The sequence below is a fragment of the Candidatus Kaistella beijingensis genome, assembly GCF_020084865.1.
GTDB classification, from domain to species: domain Bacteria; phylum Bacteroidota; class Bacteroidia; order Flavobacteriales; family Weeksellaceae; genus Kaistella; species Kaistella beijingensis.
Window position 1 is genome coordinate 2,789,177 of record NZ_CP071953.1, and the last position, 20,499, is coordinate 2,809,675.

Genomic DNA, 20,499 nt, shown 5'->3' on the forward strand with positions numbered 1-20,499 from the left:
TGCACCCAAAAGTTTAGACAAAATTAAACAATATTATTAAAGGAAAGAGTTCGGTACTGTACCGGGCTCTTTCCTTTTAAATTAAGCCTTATTCTGTCGTTGTTGTAATAATCAATGTATTCTTTTATTTCTTTCCTGAGTTCGTCGATAGAACCAAACTTTTTGGTATAAAACATTTCAGACTTCAATGTTCCGAAGAAATTTTCGATTATGGCATTGTCCAGACAGTTCCCTTTTCGGGACATACTTTGAACAATTCCTTTTTCTTTTAATATATTTTGATAAGCTTTCATTTGATATTGCCAACCTTGGTCTGAATGTAAAATGATGTTTTCTGTATTTTTAATTTTCTTTAAACCCTTTTTCAGCATATCTGTAATCTGTGCAAAGACAGGCCTTTCTGAGAGATTATAGCTGATGATTTCACCGTTGAATAAATCGATTATCGGAGATAAATAGAGCTTATTTCCCGAGACATTAAATTCCGTTACATCGGTTGCCCACTTCGTGTTCGGCTGGTCGGCTTTGAAATTTCTTTTCAAAATATTGGGTGCTATTTTTCCTTGTTCTCCACGGTAAGATTTGTATTTCTTTACCCGTATAATGCTTTTCAGTCCTAGCGATTTCATTAATCTCAATACTGTTTTATGATTGATAATAATTCCTTTATCTCTCATTGTCAAAGTAATACGCCGGTATCCAAACCTTCCTTTGTGTTGATGATAAATCTGTTTTATCATTGTTTTTACGTCCGAATATTTGTCGGTTTGAGCCTTGTTTTGATGATAATAGAAACTGCTTCTCGCCATCCCGGTACAATCCAATAATACGGACAGATTGTATTTAGGCCTTAACTCTTCGATGGCTTTTGCTTGTTCTTTTTGAGAGTTAAGGCGTCTAACTTTTTTAGAAAATCGATTTCGGCTCGCAGTCTTTCATTTTCCAGTAACAATTCTTCTTCCCTGGTCAATGGTTTGCCAGACTTTTTCTTTTTACGTTGGTAATCGCTCATAATTGCTGGTCTTCCTTTGGGTTTATTCTGTAACCCTAAAATACCACTTTTTTCGTAAGCGCTCCGCCAATTGGTGATGCTGGATTCTGCAGCGATATTAAACCGTGCAGCAGCTTGCTTTAGAGATAAGTCTTGTGCCTTGATCGTTTCCAAAACTCTTAACTTAAATTTTACGTCATAACGGCGATTGCTTCTGCGTTGCAGTCCTTCAATTCCGTACAAATCATAAAACCTTTTCCATTTGCGAACAACCGTCGCATCCAAACCTACTTCCTGTGCCAAAGAGTGGATCGACAGATCATTTTTCTTAATCTTCTCCACACAACTCACCTTAAATTCTAAACTATACTTTGATTCTCCCATAATAAAAATGCCCCTAAAAAGTGTCTAACTTTTTGGGGGCAGTCCACTTGCAGAGATTTTTTTTAAGCCTAATCAAAGATTATTTTTCTTTCAACTCAACAGTATATTTTAGTTTCTCAAGTTTTTTTTCAAGTTTTCTAATGTCGCCTTCAATATCAATCATTTTATTGTTGCTGCGTTCCAAATCTTTGTTCGCAGATTCGGTTAGCTTTAGGATTTTGGCTGCATTTTTTGCGTCCTTTGCAGTGTCTTTTGGGTCTTTGGAAGGGTGGTAGTCATCAGTTTCATTGTCCGATTTCTTATTCAAACTTGCAACTGATGCCTGTATTTTGGTGTTGTTTTGTTTCTCTTTTTCCCAATCGATTTTTTTATCCATCAAATCAGCATTAAGTTTTAGAACCTCAGACTGTTGTTTCATAACGTTGATGTCATTTTCCTGGGCTTTCGCATTAAAGGAAATCAGGGTAAAAGACAGAACCAACGCAGATGAAGTAAGCAAATTTTTAATCATTTTATTAAAGTATTAGAGTACAAAACTAATTTAAAAATGAATACGATTTTTATTTTGATTAAAATAATTTAGGATTTCTTTAAACAAAAAAATCCTGAAAAAATTCAGGATTTTCATTCGTTCGAATCAATTTTTTTATTTGTTTCCGCCGCCTCTCGCAACCAATGCAATTAGAACGATCAAAACCAATGCACCAATCACCCAAATTAGCGGATTGCTCATCCAGTCACCTCCCATTGCATCGCCGGTTTTGTTCATGTCAACATCAACTTTCAAATCTGGAGCTTTTTCCTGTGCTTTTACTAGGATTGTTGCTACGTTTGCCATTACAGCCAAAACCAACATCTGAACTTTTGAAGATAAATTTGCGCGTGTCATAATTTTATTTTTTTTAGTGTTATAAAACTTACTTACCTAAAAGTGTACCAAAACAAATTATCTTTATTAAAAATGTATAATTTTTGATATTAAAGTCTGAATTCCATTACATAGTCGTCCATCACAAAACCGTCGCCAATGTCCAAAACCAATTCATCATAAACCGTGAAACCTTGCGATTGGTAAACGTTTTTAGCATGGTTGGCTTTATTCACGTTCAAAATAATTCTGTTATCGGTAGTTGCAGAAACTTTTTCCTTTAAAAGTTCAATGGCAGCTTTTCCCAATCCTTTTCCTTTCATTTCAGGAAGCAGATAAACGCGGTGAAGTTTGGTGGTTTTTTCTTCGTAATGATGTTCAAAGCCGATAAATCCTGCAGGAATTTCTTCATTAAAAATTAAATGATAATGATAATTCGGATTTTCCATCTGACTCGAAATTTCTTCTACCGAATACATTGTGGAAAGCATGTAATCAATTTGTTCCTGCGAAATAATTCCCACATAAGCAGAATTCCACGATATTTTTGCCAATTCGCGGATGAGTTCGATATCGTTTTTTGTGGCTTCTTTAAATGAAATCATTTTTCTTTGAATGTTTTATTGGAATTTTTTCTAGCAGATTTTACAGCTAACGCAGATTAAATTATTCTTCTTTAATAGTGATGATATAGATGCATCTGAAAAATCTGCGCAATAAGCGTAGTCAGCCAGAAAATTAAAAATTTAACTCAACTCGAAAAGCGTAATTTCCGGCTCAATTCCCACTCTTCCAGGGAAAGCAATCACACCGAAACCTCGGTTCACATAAAGGAGTTTTCCCTCGCTTTCATACAAATCCGCCCATTTTTTATAGCGATACTGAACCGGGCTCCAACGAACATTTTTAAGGTCAATTCCAAACTGCATTCCGTGAGTATGCCCTGAAAGCGTGAGTTGCACATTGCACGGATGATTTTTTACCACCCGATCAAAATGGGTTGGATCGTGGCTCATCAAAATTTTTGCGGCATTTGCAGGAACTCCTGCCGAAGCTCTATCCAAATCTCCATATTGTGGAAACGGTTTTTCACCCCAATTTTCTACCCCGAGAATGTATAATTTTTCCCCGTTTTTTTCGATGATGCGGTGTTCGTTTCGCAACATTTCAAAGCCTGACTGTTTTTGCAATTCAATTAAATTCGGAATATTCTGCGCTTTCTCCTGTGGTGAATTCCATTCCGCATAATCGCCGTAATCATGGTTTCCAAGAACAGAAAATTTACCGTCTTTAGCTTTAATCGTTGAAAATAATGGTACGAAAGGTTTAAATTCTTCCGCAAAATTATTTACCATATCACCTGTAAACAAGACCAAATCAGCATTTTGCTCATTAATTAAGTTTACTGCTTTCTGCAATTTTTCGGGATGAAAAAAACTTCCGGAATGCACGTCGGAAATCTGTACGATTTTGTAACCTTTGAAAACTTCCGGCAAACCTGCGATTTTTACTTTTACTTTTCTAACCCGGTGTCTGTATTTTCCGAAAATAATTCCATCAACAACCATTGCTGAAAAAATTCCTGCAACGCCCAATCCGAGTAAACTCAAAAACCTTCTTCTTTCAGGAAAATAAGAATCCGGTTTAGCGTACATCGTGAAAATATATCTGAAAAATCTTCCGATGTCTTCGATAATTAAAAAGAAAACCACGAAAAGCTTCGGAATCAAAAAAATCAACAGGATTGATGCAACAATCTGAACTCGGTGATGATCGCGATCGGATCGGCTAAAATTTAATAATTCATAAACGAAAAAAGCGTAAACCGAAAGTGTAATCACCCAATAACCAATTCGCAGCAATTGATTGTTGGTGACGGTTTTGAACGCCTGATAAACATAAAACTCGAGAATAAAGATAATTCCTGTGATGATGAGAAAATTTTTCTGCATTTGTTGTTTTAATTGAAAAAGCACAAAAAGTTGTTTTGTGCTTTCATTATTTTTGAGAGAAATTTTCCTACTTTATCATCTTGAGGTTCTCGAAAGATAGACCTAAGGAAAATTTCGTATAATTTATTTATGGAAATCGGTAAACAATTGCATTGATGTTCATTCCTGCACCTACAGAAGCGAAAACGATGTTGCCTTTTTCTTTGAAAGTGTGACCTTTCATTTCGCCTTTGATAATTAAATCAAACATTGTGGGAATTGTGGCGACCGAAGAATTTCCAAATTCTTGGATTGTCATCGGTGCAATTGCATGGTCGTAATCTGTTTTTCCGTATAATTTGTGAAGACGGGAAATCATCGCGTAATCCATTTTTGCGTTTGCTTGATGAATAAGAATTTTGTCAATATCATCGATGGTTAATCCAGCTTTGTCAATCGTTTCTTTGATTGCATCCGGAACATTTTTCAAAGCATATTCGTAAATTTTTCTACCATGCATTCTGATGTAAAGCGGACGGCGGTCTTCATCCCGTTTCAAGGAAGGTGCGTTTTCCAGATAATTCAGTTCAGCATCGTTATCACAAATCGTGGAATCTGCAATTATTCCCACGTTTTCATCATCAGTAGCTTTCACCACTACAGCTCCGGCTCCGTCTGCAAAAATCATTTTATTTCGGTCGAAAGCATCGGTAACACGACTTAAAGCTTCTGAACCAACCACCAAGATCAGTTTCGCTTTTTTGGCTTTGATTAAAGTGTCGGCTAAAATCATCGCTTCAACCCAACCCGGACAACCGAATATCATGTCGTAATTCACGCATTTTCTGTTCTTAATGCCCAATTTATTCTTTACTCTTGCCGACATTGAAGGCATGAAGTTCGTCATTCCATTTTGATCAACTTCGCCGAAATTGCTTGCGTAAATAATATAGTCAATCTCCTCCTGATCGATTTGTGCGTCGTAGATTGCCTCTTTTGCGGCTCTGTAACCCAAATCAGAGTTGAATTCACCATCTTCCATATATCTACGGTTTTCGATTTCCGTGATTTCTACAAATTTTTGGATGATTTCTGCATTGGGTTTGTCGATTCGGTCACCTTCATCGGTATAGAAAACGGAATCCATGAAATGTTCTCTTCCTATTACTTTTGTCGGGATATAACTTCCAGAACCTATAATAATTGTATTGGGCATGTTTTTTTTTGAAAATTTAGGGCAAAGTTAAGAATTAATATCGTTCCGTAATAAAACAAAATTATTACTAAATTTGCAAAAGTTTTTCAGAAGATTTATATGAAGTTAAGTGCGTCAACAAAAGGGTTGATTATTTCGGTTTTAGCGGTGATTTTGGCGTTCGGGATTTACTTTTTGTTTTTGGCGAAACGTAATTATTATCTCGTTGATAATCCTACCGAAAACACGTTTTACTTTAAAATCAATAATGGTGACGAGAAAATAATTTCTGCAGGTCAAAATGTAAAAGTTGATTTTAATAAAGGTAAAAACAGCGTAAAAGTTTATGACCAACAAAAAAAATTGCTTTATGATTCAGGTTTTGTGGTCAATAAAGACCGTGGTTTGCTCAACATTGCACATCAGGATTATTACATTAATGAGCAATTTTACGGATATGGTTTGAATAAAGATTCATTAATTACTGCAAGAGGAGCCACTGAAATTGACGGTAAAAATTATGTCAACAAACCGCTACTTTTCAATAAATTATATACCGACGATTTCTACTTTAATATTGATGAAGACTACGACAAAGTGGTGAAAAACGTTCAAAAAGTAGAATCGCGCACGAAAATTTTCAGAAAACATGATTTTTTGAATTATTATAAAGAATACTACAAATTTTAAATACACCGTTTTGAGTCAAGTTACACCGTACAATACAGATGCTGGAAAAAAGAAGGAAGTTGAAGACATGTTCGACAACATCGCGCCGAAATACGATCTGCTGAACCATGTTCTTTCCATGAAAATTGATGTTCTTTGGAGAAACACTTTGGTAAAGTGGATGAACAAAGACCAACCGAAAGAAGTTTTGGATGTTGCAACAGGAACCGGTGATTTGGCGATTGCTGTACAGAAAGGAACGAAAGCAAAAGTCGTAGGTTTGGACCTTTCGCAACAAATGTTGAACGTGGGAATCGATAAAATAAAAAAACTTAATTTAAACCACGAAATTTCGATGCAGAAAGGAGACGCTGAAAACTTACCGTTTGAAAGCAATAAATTTGATGCCGTTTCCGTTGCATTTGGAGTGAGAAATTTTGAGAATTTGGAGAAAGGTTTGGCGGAATTGAGAAGGGTGGTAAAGGAAAATAAAAGCGTATATATCCTTGAGTTTTCTAAAGTTGAAGGTTTTTTAGGGCCGTTTTATATGTTTTATTTCAAGAACATTTTACCGCAAATTGGTAAATTGGTTTCTAAAGACAACCGTGCATATACTTATCTTCCGGATTCGGTGAACGCTTTTCCGTTTGGTGAAAAAATGAAAAATATCCTTTTGAACACCGGTTTCAAAAAGGTGGAATATAAAAAATTGAGTTTAGGCATTGCAACCATTTATAAGGCAACCAAATAAGATGGGTAAAATAGTATTGAAGATTAGTGTAATTGCAGCAGTATGTATAGCGACGCTTTTCGATGCGCAATTATTCCGAACAAAAGACAGAATGGACAAACTGGAAGGTTTCGACAATCAGAAATTCAGTTACGGGTTTTTTCTTGCTGCGAATAATTTCGACTATAAATTAGTTCTTGATCCAAAATTTGGGATGGATGGTCAGAAAAGTTTAGTTCAGACAAAATCCTCCTATAGTTTTGGTGCAGGATTAATCGGGAAAATGAGGTTGAATGACCACTTCGATTTGAGAATTGAACCGGGATTACAATTTTTGCAGAGAGAAGTGTTTTTTGATACGCAATCGAACGATCAGTACGCCGCAGGAACTACTGCAAACGCACCTTTTACACCAAGAATCTTAACGGATGCCGATAAACTAAGAACGGTAAAATCCACGTATGTAGACATTCCAATTTTAATCGAGGTTCACGGCGACCGTTGGTATAATTCAAGACCTTATGCAGCAGCAGGAATGAACTGGATGATGAACTTGCAGTCAAACAGCAAAGCCGCGGATGACAATGCAAACGGACTTTTCAGAACTACCGCGAGTAATTTTGCATGGTCTGCAGAAATTGGGATTCAGTTTTATTTCAGCAGATTTAAATTGACGCCGGGTTTCAGAGGAACTTTTATGATTAATGACGAAATGGTTTCCGATAATCCAGAAACGCCGCCTTATTGGAGCGCAGCGATTTCAAGCGCCAAAACTCGTGCGTTCATGTTCACTTTGAAGTTTGAATAAATCAATATAATCAATTCATAAATAAGAGGTTACAAAAGTTTCCTCTTTTTTATTTAATATATTGCGGAATTAAATACCAATTCAAATTAAATTTTTCTATTTTTGTAGGACAGTTAGAATAATAACACCTGAAAATGCTCAAAGATTTAGAAAATAATTTTTCGGTATTGGAAAAAAGGATTTTGAATATTAGTAAAAACTATCAAAATCTCGATGAAAAATACCAGGAACTGAATCAGGAGCATGAAGAATTGAAGAAGAAATACGACGAGGAGAGAAGAAAAAATCAGGTTTTAGCAGAAGAGCAAAAAAATATAAAACTTTATTCAGCAATATCCGGAAATCCCGACCACAACCGACTGATGAAAAACCACATCAACCGATTGATTAAGGAAGTGGACAACTGTATTGCAGAACTTCAAAACAGCGGATTGTAATGGAAGTAAGAAGAATTACCATCACCATTGCCGGAAGAAATTATCCGCTCAACGTTCCTGCCGCAGAAGAAGAAACCCTGCGAAAAGTGGGCAAACAAATTGAAGCCATGATTAAAGATTTTGAACAAAATTTTGACGTGAGGGATAAACAGGATGCTTTAGCAATGTGCGCCTTGAAATTGGGCACCAATGCAGAAGTTTCACAAATCGCGAACGAAAAAAATATTAATGCCTCCAATGAAAGGTTGATGCAGATTAACCAAATTTTGGAAGCGCTGGAAAAGTAGATTTTTCTTTTCCGGAAACAATTGCCTACAATAGTTCTAACACATTACAGGTAAACTCAACGCTAAACAATTACCGGACGAAAGTCCTTTCAATGGCGCGCTGCTTTACGCAGATTACAGAGGAAGGAAATCAGTTCAAATCGTGTTGATTAGGAGTTTACTCTATATCACTGAATTATTGTGGGCTTTTTTTATTCAAAATTCCAGATTGAATTTTGAATCTGAAATCTTGAATTATTTATAGAACATTTAAACTAAATATATATATGACAACAACAGTCGCAATCATTATCGGCATGGTTTGTCTTGGAATTGGAGCGGTTCTGGGAATGTTTTTTTCCAAAAGCTCGCTGAATTCAAAGGCAAAATTCATCATAGATGATGCAAAGAAAAACGCCGAAAACCTTATAGAAAAAGCCACCGTACAGGCAGAATCCATTAAAAAAGAAAAACATTTACAGGCAAAAGAAAAATTTCTTGAGCTCAAGTCGCAACACGACGCAGACATCCAGGCCAGAGAAAAGAAAATGCAGGAAGCTGAAAAGCGTGTGAAAGACAAGGAAAACAAGCTAAACGATGAGTTAAGCAAAACCGGAAAACTTGAAAAAGATCTTGACAAACAAATTGCAGATTACAGCAAAAAACACGAAATCCTTGAGAAAAAGCAACAGGAACTGGACGCCGTAACCGCACAGAAAGTAGAAATTCTTGAGAAAATCTCGGGTTATTCCGCAGAAGATGCTAAAAACGAATTGGTTGAAGCGATGAAAGCTGAAGCTAAAACCAAAGCTCAAGCTCACGTTCAAAGCATTATGGAAGAAGCCAATCTGAACGCAAAACAGGAAGCGAAAAAGATTGTTATCCAAACCATTCAAAGAATTGGAACCGAACAAGCAATTGAAAATTCAGTTTCTGTCTTTAATATTGAATCAGACGAGGTTAAAGGTAGAATTATCGGTAGAGAAGGTAGAAACATTCGCGCTTTAGAAGCCGCAACAGGAGTAGAAATTATTGTGGATGATACGCCGGAAGCAATTTTACTTTCCTGTTTCGACCCAGTAAGAAGAGAAATCGCGAGACTTTCTTTGCACCGCTTAGTAACGGACGGAAGAATTCACCCTGCAAGAATCGAGGAAGTGGTTGATAAAACCAAAAAACAAATCGAAGAAGAAATCATCGAGGTTGGTAAAAGAACCATCATCGATTTGGGAATCCACGGACTGCATCCAGAATTGGTAAAAATCGTCGGAAGAATGAAATTTCGTTCCTCTTACGGACAAAACTTATTGCAACACTCCAGAGAAGTCGCAAACATTGCGGCAACTATGGCTGCAGAATTAGGATTAAATGTGAAGCTTGCAAAAAGAGCAGGTTTGCTTCACGATATCGGAAAAGTTCCGGAGCAGGAATCTGAACTTCCACACGCACTTCTCGGAATGCAGTGGGCAGAAAAATTTGGTGAAAATGCAGAAGTAGTCAACGCAATCGGTGCTCACCACGATGAGATTGAAATGACTTCACTTCTTTCACCAATCATCCAAGTTGCAGATGCGATTTCCGGAGCAAGACCCGGAGCGAGAAGACAGGTTTTGGAATCTTACATCCAAAGATTGAAAGATTTGGAAGCAGCTGCATTAAGCTTTGACGGAGTTTCCAGCGCTTATGCAATTCAGGCAGGTCGTGAACTCCGAGTAATGGTAGAAAGTGGAAAAATTAATGACGAACATGCAGCGCAACTTTCTTACGATATTTCCGAAAAAATTCAGAACGAATTAACTTATCCGGGACAAGTGAGAATTACCGTAATTCGTGAAACAAGAGCGGTGAATATTGCGAGATAAAATAGTTGGAAGACGGAAGTCCGAAGACAGAAGAAAAAATCCTTTCAAAAGTTTTGAAAGGATTTTTTGTTGGTTTTGTTGAAGAATTTCTATTTGATTATTTTCTCGGTTTTTACTCCTGATTTCGTGTAGATTTTTACGAGATAAATTCCCTTCACGACATTTGAAAAATCAACTTTATCACTGTTAGCAATAGTTTTAATTAATTTTCCGTCAACGCTGTAAACTTCGGTCTTATCAATTTTTTCTCCCGACTGAATATACAAAATATCTTTTACCGGATTCGGATAAACCTTCATTCTAGAAGCAGAAGCATTTTGAACAGCCAAATTAGTTTTAGTAATCCGTACGTTATCAAGTCTCAAAGAAGCGTTTACTGCAACAACTGGAGTAACGTTTCCAAAACCAAAGTAATAAATCTTCGATTCAGGAGCGGTAAAAGTTGAAGTATATTCCACATAATTTCCGCCAGAAATTGTGTTGCTGCTCAATTCCTGAATATTCGATTCCTTGCTTGGAGCAGATGCCGCCGAAACTTTCAAAGTTGCAGGAGTTGCCGTTGCAGTACTCATTTGCGCAAAATATTTGATGGTGATTTCGTCGCCTGCGTTAGCTTTTATGGGATAAGAAAAAATCCAGTCGTTTTTTGCAAAAGATTTACTGGTGTTATTGAAAACGTAGCCACTTCCGCTTTGTGAAGCAGAACCGGTTCCATTTACCCAAGTTCCAGAAGTCCAACCGTCGGAATCATATTCACCATAATTTTCAGCTGTATATTCGAAATCGTAAGAATATGGAGGAAGCGCTGCCGTCCAAACCGATTTTGGGGTTGCCCAACCCGAGCCACAATCCCCATTTTTCAAGAAAAATTGATAGCGAGTTGCAGGCTGCAATCCCGAGAAACTTTTTGTAAGAGCAGTCTGGATCCCAGTTGAAGAAACAGGCACTGTGAAAGTAGTCAATCCAGTATCATAATTAGTGATTCCTGCTGTAGAATTCCAATTTACAGTGAAGCTGTTTTCGGTAAGGTTTGTTGAGTTGAAACCTGTTAAACTGGGTAAAATACAATTTGTAGAATTACTGATATACAAGTCATCCAAGGCAAGATACATCCCATCCGTAGTTTTATTTATGAAAGCGAGATAAATGGTTTGACCTTTGTAAGCAGACAAATCCAAAGTTCTAGAATTAAAATCATATGGTTGTTCTGAAGTTACCGACAAAAGTGTAGTGGTGAAACTGGTCTGTTGATTATTCGTGGTAGAAATTTTCACGTCATAACTATCCATTTTTTCTAAATCATAAGATTTTGCTTTCCAATATAACGTTGGATTTCCTGTTGCGGGAATGGTAATTGAAGGGGTAATCAACCAGTCATTCGATGTTCCTGCAGGGTCGTACCATGAAGTGCTCAGCGCAATTTTGTTGTCATAACCGTCATAAAACTGAATCCATGCCTCTGTATCAAAATCCAAAACCGGAGCATAGAACGGAACGGTTAACCCGTCCGCATTTATTTTGGTGTAAGAAGAAAGTGGAGTTCCATTGTTATTTTCAAACCCGGAACTAAAGATTTGTGATTGAAACTGTAATGTTGCAGCTATCAATAAAACAGTAGTAATTTTTTTTTTCATTTTTAAAATTAAAATTGGTAAGAAACGCAAGTTAAACTTAAAGAATTTTAAAAACAATAAAATATTTTACTTAAATATCAAAATGTTAAAGTATAAAATAAAAATACCTTAGTTTCTGATTTTAAATTCCATGGTGTAATCTGCATATTCAGGTTTTGTAATTCCTTGTGCATATTTTTTATTTCCGGGTTGGCTATATTTTCTCAGATAAGCTTCGTTGATTTGAGGGTTTATATTGTCTTTTTTTTAAAACATAAAATTCATTATTTTAAAGAAAAGGTTTCATTTCATCCTCAATCTTTTTCCTTAAATCCATCAATTTGATGGCGTATTGCTCCATTTGTTTTTCGGCTTCAGTTTGTGGCAGAAATTTCGGAACTTCAATTGAATTTCCTTCGTCATCAACCGCTACGAAAACGATGATGCAGTGTGTTTTCTTCTCAAAATCTTTACGTTTGATATTACGTGAAAAAACATTGATGGCGATATGCATACTTGTGTTACCGGTGTAAATGACTTCCGCTTCCACTTTTACGATATGACCGATTTTGATGGGAGAATAAAAGCGAATTCCACCCACATAAACCGTAACGCAATAACTTGAAGCCCACGAACTTGCACAAGCATAACCAGCTTGGTCAATCCATTTCATTACGCTTCCGCCGTGAACATTTCCGCCGTAATTAATGTCGCTTGGTTCGGAAATGAACTGAAAAACAGTTTTGTTCTGCATCTTTCTGAAAATTTTAAATAAAGGTATTCAATAATTTTCAAAATTTTGCTTTAAATACTAAATTTGAGACATGAAAAAAGTCTTTTATTTAAAGTCCTGCGACACCTGCCAAAAAATATTGAAACAGTTTGATTTGAGCGATTGGGAACTTCGGGAAATAAAAACGGAACCAATGACCAAAGAAGAATTGGGTGAAATGTATCAATTGACCCAATCTTACGAAGCCCTTTTCAGCAAAAAATCAACCCAGATTAAATTACGAGGACTTGATGTGAAATCTTTGCAGGAAAAGGATTTCAAGAAATTGTTGCTTGATCATTATACTTTTTTGAAGCGCCCTGTTTTCATGACCGACAAAGAAATTTTTGTGGGAAACGACAAGAAAAATGTGGAAGCATTGAAGCATTATTTTGGAATTTTAGAATAAATACTCTCGCAGATTCGGCAGATCGCGCAGATTTTAACTGATCATGTTTAGAAAAAAAAGCGGCCGATAATTCGGTCGCTTAAAAATTCACTATTCACTGCAAATCAAATTCAGCAATGACTTGTTTACACAAAAGGAGTTTTCACCACTTTCGCAGGGACATTTTTATTTCTGATTTGGATAAAAATATCCGAACCTATTTTGAAATGGGGTTTTGAAACATAAGCCAAACCGATTCCTATATTTTTCATTGGGCTCATTGTTCCGGAAGTAACTTTCCCGATTTCGTTTCCTTCTGCATCCACCACTAAATAATCGTGACGTGGAATTGCTCTTTCCTGCATTTCGAAACCAACCAATTTTCTTAAAACGCCTTCTTCTTTTTGTTTTGCAAAAGTTTCCTTGTCCAAGAACTCTTTGTCGAATTTGGTAATCCAACCTAAACCTGCTTCAAGCGGAGAAGTCGTATCGTCGATATCATTTCCGTAAAGACAGAAACCTTTTTCTAAACGCAAAGTATCTCTAGAAGCCAATCCGCAAGGAATTAAACCAAATTCTTGACCTGCCTCTGTTAGATCGTTCCAAAGTTTTAAGGCATCTTGATTTTTGAAATAAATCTCGAAACCACCACTTCCTGTGTAACCCGTGTTGGAAATAATCACATCGGAAACTCCCGCAACAGTTCCTTCCGTAAAATGATAATATGGAATCTCGGAAAGATTGGTGTCTGTCAATTTCTGTAAGGTTTCGGTGGCTTTTGGTCCCTGAATGGCGATGAGCGACATTTCATCGGAAACATTGGTTAATTTTGCGCCGAATTTTTCGTTGTATTTGGATATATGATTCCAATCTTTTTCAATGTTTGAAGCATTTACGACCACGAAATATTTTCCGTCCTTCATTTTATAGATGATCAAATCATCCACAATTCCACCGTTTCCGTTGGGTAAGCAAGTGTATTGTGCTTTTCCGTCTTCTAGATTGTCTACATTGTTGGTGGTCACATATTGCAGCAAATCCTTTGCAGAATCGCCTTCCACAAAAAACTGTCCCATGTGCGAAACATCAAAGATTCCCACTTTTTCACGAACTGCAAAATGTTCTTCTGTTACACCTGAATATTGTACAGGCATATCGAAACCTGCAAAAGGGACCATTTTCGCACCCAAAGAAACGTGTTTGTCGTACAGTGCTGTTCTTTTTTCCATTTTCAATGTTTATTTTGATTTATTTTTTCTGATGATTATAATTTACCAACATATCGGTGCTTCGCACCTCATTCAAAATCCTTATCATTTTCTACCGACCTGTCGCGACTTCGTCGCTTCTTTCAGTATTATTACCTCAATATAAATTTGTCTTTAATTCCTTAGTTTACTGATATTTTGCGACAAAGCAAATTGACAACAATGCAAATGCACCATTCCAAAAAACCTGGCTCATTTTACTTGTATCTTGGTTGTTATAAATGGTGTTTATACTCCTCCAAAATAATCTTGAACCATTGTGTGAAGTTTTCTGGGTTTTCATTCATTTCTCGATCCAAATCTTCCATTGAAATATAACGAATTTCCGAAACTTCATCTTTATTTAAAGTAAATTCACCATTGTAATTTCCGGTGAAAACGTGGTCGCGTTCGTGCTCCCAAAGATTTCCGCCAACATCGGCTTTATAAATGAAGTGGAATTTTTCGGTGAGTTCAGCTTCAATTCCGAGTTCCTCTTTCAGTCGGCGTTTAGCTCCTTCCAAATAAGTTTCATCGATTCTCGGATGGGAACAAACCGCATTGGTCCATTGATTTGGTGAATGATATTTTTCGGCAGCTCTTTTTTGTAAGAGAAGTTCACCTTTATCATTAAATAGGAAAACAGAAAAAGCACGGTGCAAAATACCATTTTCATGCGCCTGCATTTTTTCCATTAAACCTAAAACTTCGTCATTTTCCGAGATTAAAACTACCTGTTCTTCCATAACCCACAAAATTAAGGTTAAATGTTTAGTTAGGGAAATTTTTATGAATATTTAATAAATTACAGCATTTCACATTGAGCATGGTAGATCAATCAATTTTCTTGAAAAGGTTTGACACCCCGTCAATAATTTCATCGAAATTTTCGCTGCTCCTCTGGAAAAGGGGAACTTCGCTACTTCGAATAAAGATTTTGTTTAAAAGTATTAATTTTTGTTTTTGAAAAATACCTTTCTTTTTGTGTTTTCTCTCGCAATAGGGATGGAAATGGAAATCCCGCAGCAAGAAATGGGAAAGCCGCTGCGCGAGGAATTGCAATGTACAGCCCGACCCGCGCTGCAGGAAATCCCGTAGGAGAGGGGATTGCCCAAAAAATTGCCCAAAAAATAATTTAAATAACTGTTAATCAATGAAATTTTGTAATTTTGCACCTTAAAATTTTATGATGGAATTAGAATATTTAGACCATTTGAGTCCGAAGTTGAAAAACGGGGTAAAGAACTATTTAATCGATATTGATGGTACGATTACTGATGATGTTCCGAACGAGGAGCCTGAAAGAATGGTGACTTGTGAACCGTATCCGGATGCGTTGGAAACGATTAACAGATGGTACGACCAAGGACATATTATTTGTTTTTTCACTTCAAGAACTGAAAATTTGAAGCAGATTACGATTGATTGGTTGGATAAACACGGCTTTAAATACCATAGCGTTTTATGCGGTAAACCAAGAGGTGGAAACTATCATTGGATTGATAATCACTTGGTTAAGGCAACAAGATACAAAGGTAAATTTACCGATATGGTCGAGAAACAAGTAACAATTGAAGTTTTTAAAGATTAAGATGAAGATATTAGCAAACGACGGTCTGGATCAATCGGGGATTGATTTGTTGACAGAAAAAGGTTTTGAAGTAATTACCACGAAAGTTCCACAGGAATTTTTGGCAGAATATATTAACGAGCATCAAATAAAAACTTTGTTGGTGAGAAGTGCGACGCAAGTTCGTGCGGAATTAATTGACGCTTGTCCAAGTTTAGAAATTATCGGAAGAGGCGGCGTTGGAATGGACAATATTGATGTAGAGTACGCTCGCTCTAAAGGAATTCACGTGATCAACACTCCTTCTGCATCTTCTGCTTCTGTGGCGGAATTGGTTTTCGCACACTTATTTTCAGGTGCGAGATTTTTGCAGGAATCTAACCGTCAAATGACGGTTTTAGGAAACACCGATTTTGCAAAGCTCAAAAAACAATACGAAAAAGGAATCGAACTTCGCGGCAAAACCATCGGGATTATCGGGATGGGAAGAATCGGGCAAGAAGTGGCAAAAATCGCTTTAGGTTTGGGAATGCGGGTTATTGCAGCTGATAACCAAATTGGAAAAGCCGTTATTAAGGTAAAGTTTTACAACAACCAATTCATCAACGTGGATATTGAGACTGAACCTTTGGAAGGCGTTTTGAGACATGCAGATTTCATCACGCTGCACGTTCCTGCACAGAACAGTGGATCGATGATTGGTGAAAAAGAATTTGAACTGATGAAAGACGGAGTAGCAATTGTAAACTGTTCAAGAGGCGGCGTTATTGATGAGGAAGCGTTGATTTCAGCTTTGGATTCGGGGAAAGTTGCTTTTGCCGGTTTGGATGTGTTCATCAACGAACCAACACCTTCAAAGGAAATTTTGAGCCACCCAAAAATTTCGTTAACTCCACATACCGGTGCTTCAACGGTGGAAGCGCAGGATCGAATTGGGATTTCTTTGGCAGATCAGATTTGCTCTATTTTGCAAGTTCATTAAACATTGAAATTTATGTATAAAAAAAACCGAACTCAAGTTCGGGTTTTTTTGATATTTGAAGATTATTTCTTTTTCAATTCGTCTCTGATTTCCATCAACAATGCATCAGTTGAAGATGGTCCTGCATCTGCAACAGGCTCTTCTTTTTTCATTTTGTTCGCACCTTTAATCAACCAGAAAAGTACCATCGCGATACACAGGAAGCTGATGATTGCTGAAAGGAAGTTACCATAAGCAACACCGTTCCATGTTAATTTTGCGATATTTTCAGCACCTGCAGCTTTGAGGGCTGGGTTTAGAAGAAGTGGCGTAATAACATCTTCCACCAAAGAAGTAACGATTTTGCCAAACGCAGCTCCGATGATCACACCGACTGCCAAATCTATTACGTTTCCTTTGAACGCAAATTCTTTAAATTCTTTTACAAATCCCATAATTTATATTTTTAATGTTTTACGGAACAAAAGTAGGAAATTAATCTAAAATCTACAGCCATTTGCATTAAAACATTTAAAATTATTAATAAATGCTATGCTTTAATAAAAAGGTTTAAATTTTATTAAGTATTTTTATGAAACTAAATTCAGAGGTTGATCAATGAAAATATTTTCTTCGGAACAGATTAAAAAATGTGATGAGTTCACCATCTTAAATGAACCAGTAACTTCTGTCAATCTAATGGAACGTGCAGCGCAAAGTGCTGTGGATTGGATTTTGAAGAAATTCGGTTACGACCACTCTTTTCATTTTTTTTGCGGAAACGGAAATAATGGCGGAGACGGTTTTGCCATGGCAAGAATGCTCTATCATTGCGGGTTTGATGTAACAGTTTTTATTGGTAAAGAGAATCAAAATTTTTCGAAAGACGCTGAAATTAATTTCTATAAAGTAAAGCAGATTTCCGGGATTGATGTTTTGGATTTTGATGCGGTGAAGGGTTTTGAATTTAAGAACAATTCAGTAATAATCGATGCGGTTTTTGGGACAGGTTTGAACAGGAACATAGAAGGTAAAACGGTTGCATTGATTAAATTATTAAATCAACTTTCCTTTCCGAAAATTTCCATTGATATTCCTTCGGGATTATTTGCCGACAAAATTTTGGATGAAAATTCAACGGTATTTAAAGCCGATGAAACGTTAAGCTTTCAGTTTTGGAAAAAGTCATTTCTTCATCCCGAAACTGGGGTTTTTTGTGGAAACATCAATATCCTCAATATTGGTTTAGGCAAAGAATTTATTCAAAAAGAACCTTCTGAAAATTTTGTCATTGATGAAACTTTAATCCGCAACATCTACAAACCTCACAACGAATTTTCAAACAAAGGAACTTACGGAAAAACTACTGTTGTTGCCGGAAGTTTCGGGAAAATGGGAGCGACAGTTTTAGCGACAAAAGCGGCTTTAAAATCGGGAAGTGGTTTAACTTTCACGCTCTCCCCAAAATGTGGTTATGAGATTTTGCAAACGACTTGTCCTGAAGCGATGTATTTGTACGGCGGCGAAGATTTCATTTCTCACTTTGATGTGGAGGAAAATTCAGTGGTTGGAATTGGTCCAGGTTTGGGAACTGATCCCGAAACAGAAAACACTTTTTTAGAATTCTTAAAAAATTATAGGAAACCTTTGGTTCTCGATGCAGATGCCTTAAATATAATTTCTAAAAATCCTGAAAACTTACGATTTATTCCGAAAAACTCAATCATCACGCCGCATCCGAAAGAATTTGAAAGACTTTTTGGCAAAACCGAGAACTCATTTGATAGGCTGGAATTATCGAAGAAGAAATCTGAAGAACTTGAAATTTTCATTGTTCTAAAAGACCATCATACTCAAATTATCACTCCTGAAAACAAAGTCTATTACAACATCACCGGAAATTCCGGAATGGCACAAGGTGGAAGTGGCGATGTTTTGCTTGGACTGATTACTTCACTTTTGGCTCAAAATTATTCCCCAAAAAATGCAAGCATTTTCGGAGTTTGGCTTCACGGAAAAGCGGGAGATTTCGCCGCAGAAAAACATTCCAAAGAAGCGATGCTTCCTTCAGATTTGATAGAAGAATTGGGAAATGCTTTTAAAACTCTGAAAAAATAATGGCTTCGTTTATGGATTGTTTTTTTAGAAATCTAAAATAAGTTTTTGGAAGTATTCTTCCCGCAATGGTTTTACCATTTGTTTTTTCTTGTTCAAGTGTGAATCGGCAAAAGTTGTTCGAGATTGTACAGGAACGTATCTTCAAATCGACAAAAAAGATTATTTGGTTTGTAATTCAGCTATTTTGAAAAATTTTAAAGAAGGCCAAACTGTTTCCGCAACATTTGAAAAAGCCGATTACTGCTCGGAATTTGAAGGGCAAGTTGTCTGTATGATGTATCACAAAAATGATGGAAAGATTCGTGTGACAAGTGTAAAGTAAAAATTTTTAGACCAGTTTGCACCCATTGCACTTTGCAACAATTTGCACCAATTAATCTGGTTTTTCATTTTCCGCTTCGGTAATCATTCGGTTTTTTGAAGTGAACAAGATAACAAAACCAGCAAGCATAAACGGAATCGAAAGAACCTGTCCTGTATTTAATCCAGCAAAAGTGATGAATTCGTCTCCTTGCGGTTCTTTCAAGAATTCAACAAAGAATCTTACCGCCCACAAAATGATGAAGAAAATTCCGAACAAAAATCCTTGCTGATATTTTTTGTTGGTATATCGGTAAATCATCCACAATAAAACGAAAAGTAAAAAATATCCCGCTGCTTCGAAAAGTTGAGTCGGATAACGTGGAACAATCGCGCCGTATTCCGAACTTTGTTGCGGAAATAAAATGGCGAAAGGTGAATTTGCTGGTGCAGGTTTTCCAATAATTTCTGAATTGAAAAAGTTCCCGATTCTTACGAAAGCGCCGCCTAATGCGACCACGATTCCAATTCTGTCATACACCCAAAACGGATTTTTCCTGATGATTTTGTAAGAATAATACAATGTCGTGAAGATCAGCGCAATCGTCGCACCGTGACTAGCCAATCCCGAAAATCCTGTAAACTTGAATTCCGGTTTGGTTTGAATCGGTAGAAATACCGACCAAAAATCCTGCTTGAAAAGTTCCGGTTGATAAAAAATAACGTGTCCTAATCTTGCTCCCAAAATAGTTCCGACCAAAGTCCAGGTGAAAAGCGGCTCCAGGTATTTTTGGTTGACGTTGTCGATTTTGAAGATTTTGGTCATAATTAAATAACCCAATCCAAACGCCAAAATAAACATCAAACTATAGTAATGAAGCGTAATTGGTCCCAAATGAATTCCGGTGGAAGGATCCCAAGTTGTATATAAAAAATTCATAGATTCAAAAATTAATATTTAAAATTTCTGTTTCGAAAGGTGCAAGTTGCAATAGGTGTAAATTGTTGCAAGGTTAAAAATTGTTATAAATTTTAAGATTTTTACATAAAATTTCTGCAATTTCGCTCAAACACTCAAACACTCAAAACTCACCCACACATCCACTCATTTCGGGGGAACCGGATCATAACCTTCTCCTCCCCACGGATGACAGCGTGCAATTCGCTTTGCCCCTAACCAAAATCCTTTAAAAATTCCGTGAACTTGAAGTGCTTCAACCATATAGTGAGAACAAGTCGGTTCGTAACGGCAATTTTTCGGGAGTAAAGGCGAAATAAACCATTGGTAAAATTTAATGAAAACTACCAAAGGAAACGTAATGATTTTGTTGAATGTGCTTTTCAAAACACTGCAAAAATAAACTAATATTTTGAGATACGGCATACGAG

The 20,499-nt window shown here is 36.6% G+C and carries 23 protein-coding genes and 1 pseudogene; 11 read left to right on the forward strand and 13 right to left on the reverse strand.

The features are described from left to right. Positions 1 to 23 precede the first annotated feature (23 nt). The 6 genes and pseudogenes from J4771_RS13345 to J4771_RS13055 form a co-directional block, all read right to left on the reverse strand. Positions 24 to 1,375, reverse strand: a pseudogene (locus tag J4771_RS13345) (IS3 family transposase). A 79-nt stretch (positions 1,376 to 1,454) separates the two neighbouring features. Continuing rightward, positions 1,455 to 1,886: a hypothetical protein gene (locus tag J4771_RS13035; RefSeq protein ID WP_224135420.1), complete on the reverse strand. Its 432-nt coding sequence runs from the start codon at positions 1,884 to 1,886 to the stop codon at positions 1,455 to 1,457. Positions 1,887 to 2,021: 135 nt separating this feature from the next. Next, positions 2,022 to 2,264, reverse strand: coding sequence for a hypothetical protein (locus J4771_RS13040; RefSeq protein WP_224135421.1), 243 nt, complete (start codon positions 2,262 to 2,264; stop codon positions 2,022 to 2,024). 89 nt (positions 2,265 to 2,353) lie between these two features. Further along, complete coding sequence (locus tag J4771_RS13045) at positions 2,354 to 2,848, reverse strand: GNAT family N-acetyltransferase (protein WP_317196351.1); 495 nt, start codon at positions 2,846 to 2,848, stop codon at positions 2,354 to 2,356. Between the two features lie 141 nt (positions 2,849 to 2,989). Beyond that, on the reverse strand, positions 2,990 to 4,195 hold the full coding sequence (locus tag J4771_RS13050; protein ID WP_224135422.1) for a metallophosphoesterase: 1,206 nt from the start codon (positions 4,193 to 4,195) through the stop codon (positions 2,990 to 2,992). Between the two features lie 127 nt (positions 4,196 to 4,322). Continuing rightward, complete coding sequence (locus J4771_RS13055; protein WP_224135423.1) at positions 4,323 to 5,390, reverse strand: 3-oxoacyl-ACP synthase III family protein; 1,068 nt, start codon at positions 5,388 to 5,390, stop codon at positions 4,323 to 4,325. Positions 5,391 to 5,489: 99 nt separating this feature from the next. On the opposite strand from J4771_RS13055, the gene J4771_RS13060 reads away from it, so the two are divergent. The 6 genes from J4771_RS13060 to rny all read left to right on the forward strand — a co-directional run bounded on the left by J4771_RS13060 (position 5,490) and on the right by rny (position 10,141). Then, on the forward strand, positions 5,490 to 6,059 hold the full coding sequence (locus J4771_RS13060; RefSeq protein ID WP_224135424.1) for a hypothetical protein: 570 nt from the start codon (positions 5,490 to 5,492) through the stop codon (positions 6,057 to 6,059). Positions 6,060 to 6,126: 67 nt separating this feature from the next. Then, positions 6,127 to 6,789, forward strand: a complete 663-nt coding sequence (ubiE, locus tag J4771_RS13065) for a bifunctional demethylmenaquinone methyltransferase/2-methoxy-6-polyprenyl-1,4-benzoquinol methylase UbiE (protein ID WP_262900201.1) — start codon at positions 6,127 to 6,129, stop codon at positions 6,787 to 6,789. Position 6,790: 1 nt separating this feature from the next. After that, a complete protein-coding gene (porT, locus tag J4771_RS13070; protein WP_224135426.1) occupies positions 6,791 to 7,576 on the forward strand; it encodes a type IX secretion/gliding motility protein PorT/SprT in 786 nt (261 codons plus the stop codon). A 134-nt stretch (positions 7,577 to 7,710) separates the two neighbouring features. Then, positions 7,711 to 8,013: a V-type ATPase subunit a family protein gene (locus J4771_RS13075; RefSeq protein ID WP_224135427.1), complete on the forward strand. Its 303-nt coding sequence runs from the start codon at positions 7,711 to 7,713 to the stop codon at positions 8,011 to 8,013. Then, positions 8,013 to 8,300 (forward strand): cell division protein ZapA, encoded by a 288-nt coding sequence (locus tag J4771_RS13080; RefSeq protein ID WP_224135428.1) that lies wholly within the window; start codon positions 8,013 to 8,015, stop codon positions 8,298 to 8,300. Before J4771_RS13075 ends, J4771_RS13080 begins: the two co-directional genes overlap by 1 nt. Before the next feature lie 266 nt (positions 8,301 to 8,566). Next, positions 8,567 to 10,141: a ribonuclease Y gene (gene rny / locus J4771_RS13085; protein WP_224135429.1), complete on the forward strand. Its 1,575-nt coding sequence runs from the start codon at positions 8,567 to 8,569 to the stop codon at positions 10,139 to 10,141. A gap of 89 nt (positions 10,142 to 10,230) precedes the next feature. On the opposite strand, the gene J4771_RS13090 is transcribed toward rny, so the two are convergent. Together J4771_RS13090 and J4771_RS13095 are read right to left on the reverse strand one after the other, a co-directional pair. Beyond that, a complete protein-coding gene (locus J4771_RS13090; RefSeq protein ID WP_224135430.1) occupies positions 10,231 to 11,775 on the reverse strand; it encodes a T9SS-dependent choice-of-anchor J family protein in 1,545 nt (514 codons plus the stop codon). A gap of 268 nt (positions 11,776 to 12,043) precedes the next feature. Next, entirely contained in the window at positions 12,044 to 12,508 is a 465-nt protein-coding gene (locus J4771_RS13095) for an acyl-CoA thioesterase (RefSeq protein ID WP_224135431.1), read from the reverse strand. Between the two features lie 70 nt (positions 12,509 to 12,578). Here J4771_RS13095 and J4771_RS13100 point away from each other — a divergent pair, with 70 nt between their 5' ends. Further along, on the forward strand, positions 12,579 to 12,935 hold the full coding sequence (locus J4771_RS13100) for an arsenate reductase family protein (RefSeq protein ID WP_224135432.1): 357 nt from the start codon (positions 12,579 to 12,581) through the stop codon (positions 12,933 to 12,935). A 125-nt stretch (positions 12,936 to 13,060) separates the two neighbouring features. Here J4771_RS13100 and gcvT read toward each other — a convergent pair whose 3' ends face one another. Together gcvT and idi are read right to left on the reverse strand one after the other, a co-directional pair. Beyond that, positions 13,061 to 14,143 carry a glycine cleavage system aminomethyltransferase GcvT gene (gene gcvT / locus J4771_RS13105; RefSeq protein ID WP_224135433.1) on the reverse strand — a complete coding sequence of 361 codons (1,083 nt, stop codon included), beginning with the start codon at positions 14,141 to 14,143 and terminating at the stop codon, positions 13,061 to 13,063. A 254-nt stretch (positions 14,144 to 14,397) separates the two neighbouring features. Next, positions 14,398 to 14,907: an isopentenyl-diphosphate Delta-isomerase gene (idi, locus tag J4771_RS13110; protein ID WP_224135434.1), complete on the reverse strand. Its 510-nt coding sequence runs from the start codon at positions 14,905 to 14,907 to the stop codon at positions 14,398 to 14,400. 443 nt (positions 14,908 to 15,350) lie between these two features. Here idi and J4771_RS13115 point away from each other — a divergent pair, with 443 nt between their 5' ends. Both J4771_RS13115 and J4771_RS13120 read left to right on the forward strand, forming a co-directional pair. Continuing rightward, complete coding sequence (locus tag J4771_RS13115; protein ID WP_224137860.1) at positions 15,351 to 15,752, forward strand: LNS2 domain-containing protein; 402 nt, start codon at positions 15,351 to 15,353, stop codon at positions 15,750 to 15,752. Between the two features lies 1 nt (position 15,753). Further along, positions 15,754 to 16,713 carry a D-2-hydroxyacid dehydrogenase gene (locus J4771_RS13120; RefSeq protein WP_224135435.1) on the forward strand — a complete coding sequence of 320 codons (960 nt, stop codon included), beginning with the start codon at positions 15,754 to 15,756 and terminating at the stop codon, positions 16,711 to 16,713. Positions 16,714 to 16,775: 62 nt separating this feature from the next. On the opposite strand, the gene mscL is transcribed toward J4771_RS13120, so the two are convergent. Further along, complete coding sequence (gene mscL, locus J4771_RS13125; protein ID WP_224135436.1) at positions 16,776 to 17,147, reverse strand: large conductance mechanosensitive channel protein MscL; 372 nt, start codon at positions 17,145 to 17,147, stop codon at positions 16,776 to 16,778. Positions 17,148 to 17,310: 163 nt separating this feature from the next. Between mscL and J4771_RS13130 the strand changes: the two genes are divergently transcribed. After that, positions 17,311 to 18,810 carry an NAD(P)H-hydrate dehydratase gene (locus J4771_RS13130; protein WP_224135437.1) on the forward strand — a complete coding sequence of 500 codons (1,500 nt, stop codon included), beginning with the start codon at positions 17,311 to 17,313 and terminating at the stop codon, positions 18,808 to 18,810. An 88-nt stretch (positions 18,811 to 18,898) separates the two neighbouring features. After that, on the forward strand, positions 18,899 to 19,132 hold the full coding sequence (locus J4771_RS13135; protein ID WP_224135438.1) for a hypothetical protein: 234 nt from the start codon (positions 18,899 to 18,901) through the stop codon (positions 19,130 to 19,132). Positions 19,133 to 19,183: 51 nt separating this feature from the next. On the opposite strand, the gene lgt is transcribed toward J4771_RS13135, so the two are convergent. Both lgt and yidD read right to left on the reverse strand, forming a co-directional pair. After that, positions 19,184 to 20,050, reverse strand: a complete 867-nt coding sequence (lgt, locus tag J4771_RS13140) for a prolipoprotein diacylglyceryl transferase (RefSeq protein ID WP_224135439.1) — start codon at positions 20,048 to 20,050, stop codon at positions 19,184 to 19,186. Between the two features lie 165 nt (positions 20,051 to 20,215). Continuing rightward, positions 20,216 to 20,494 (reverse strand): membrane protein insertion efficiency factor YidD, encoded by a 279-nt coding sequence (gene yidD / locus J4771_RS13145; RefSeq protein ID WP_224135440.1) that lies wholly within the window; start codon positions 20,492 to 20,494, stop codon positions 20,216 to 20,218. Positions 20,495 to 20,499: the final 5 nt, after the last annotated feature.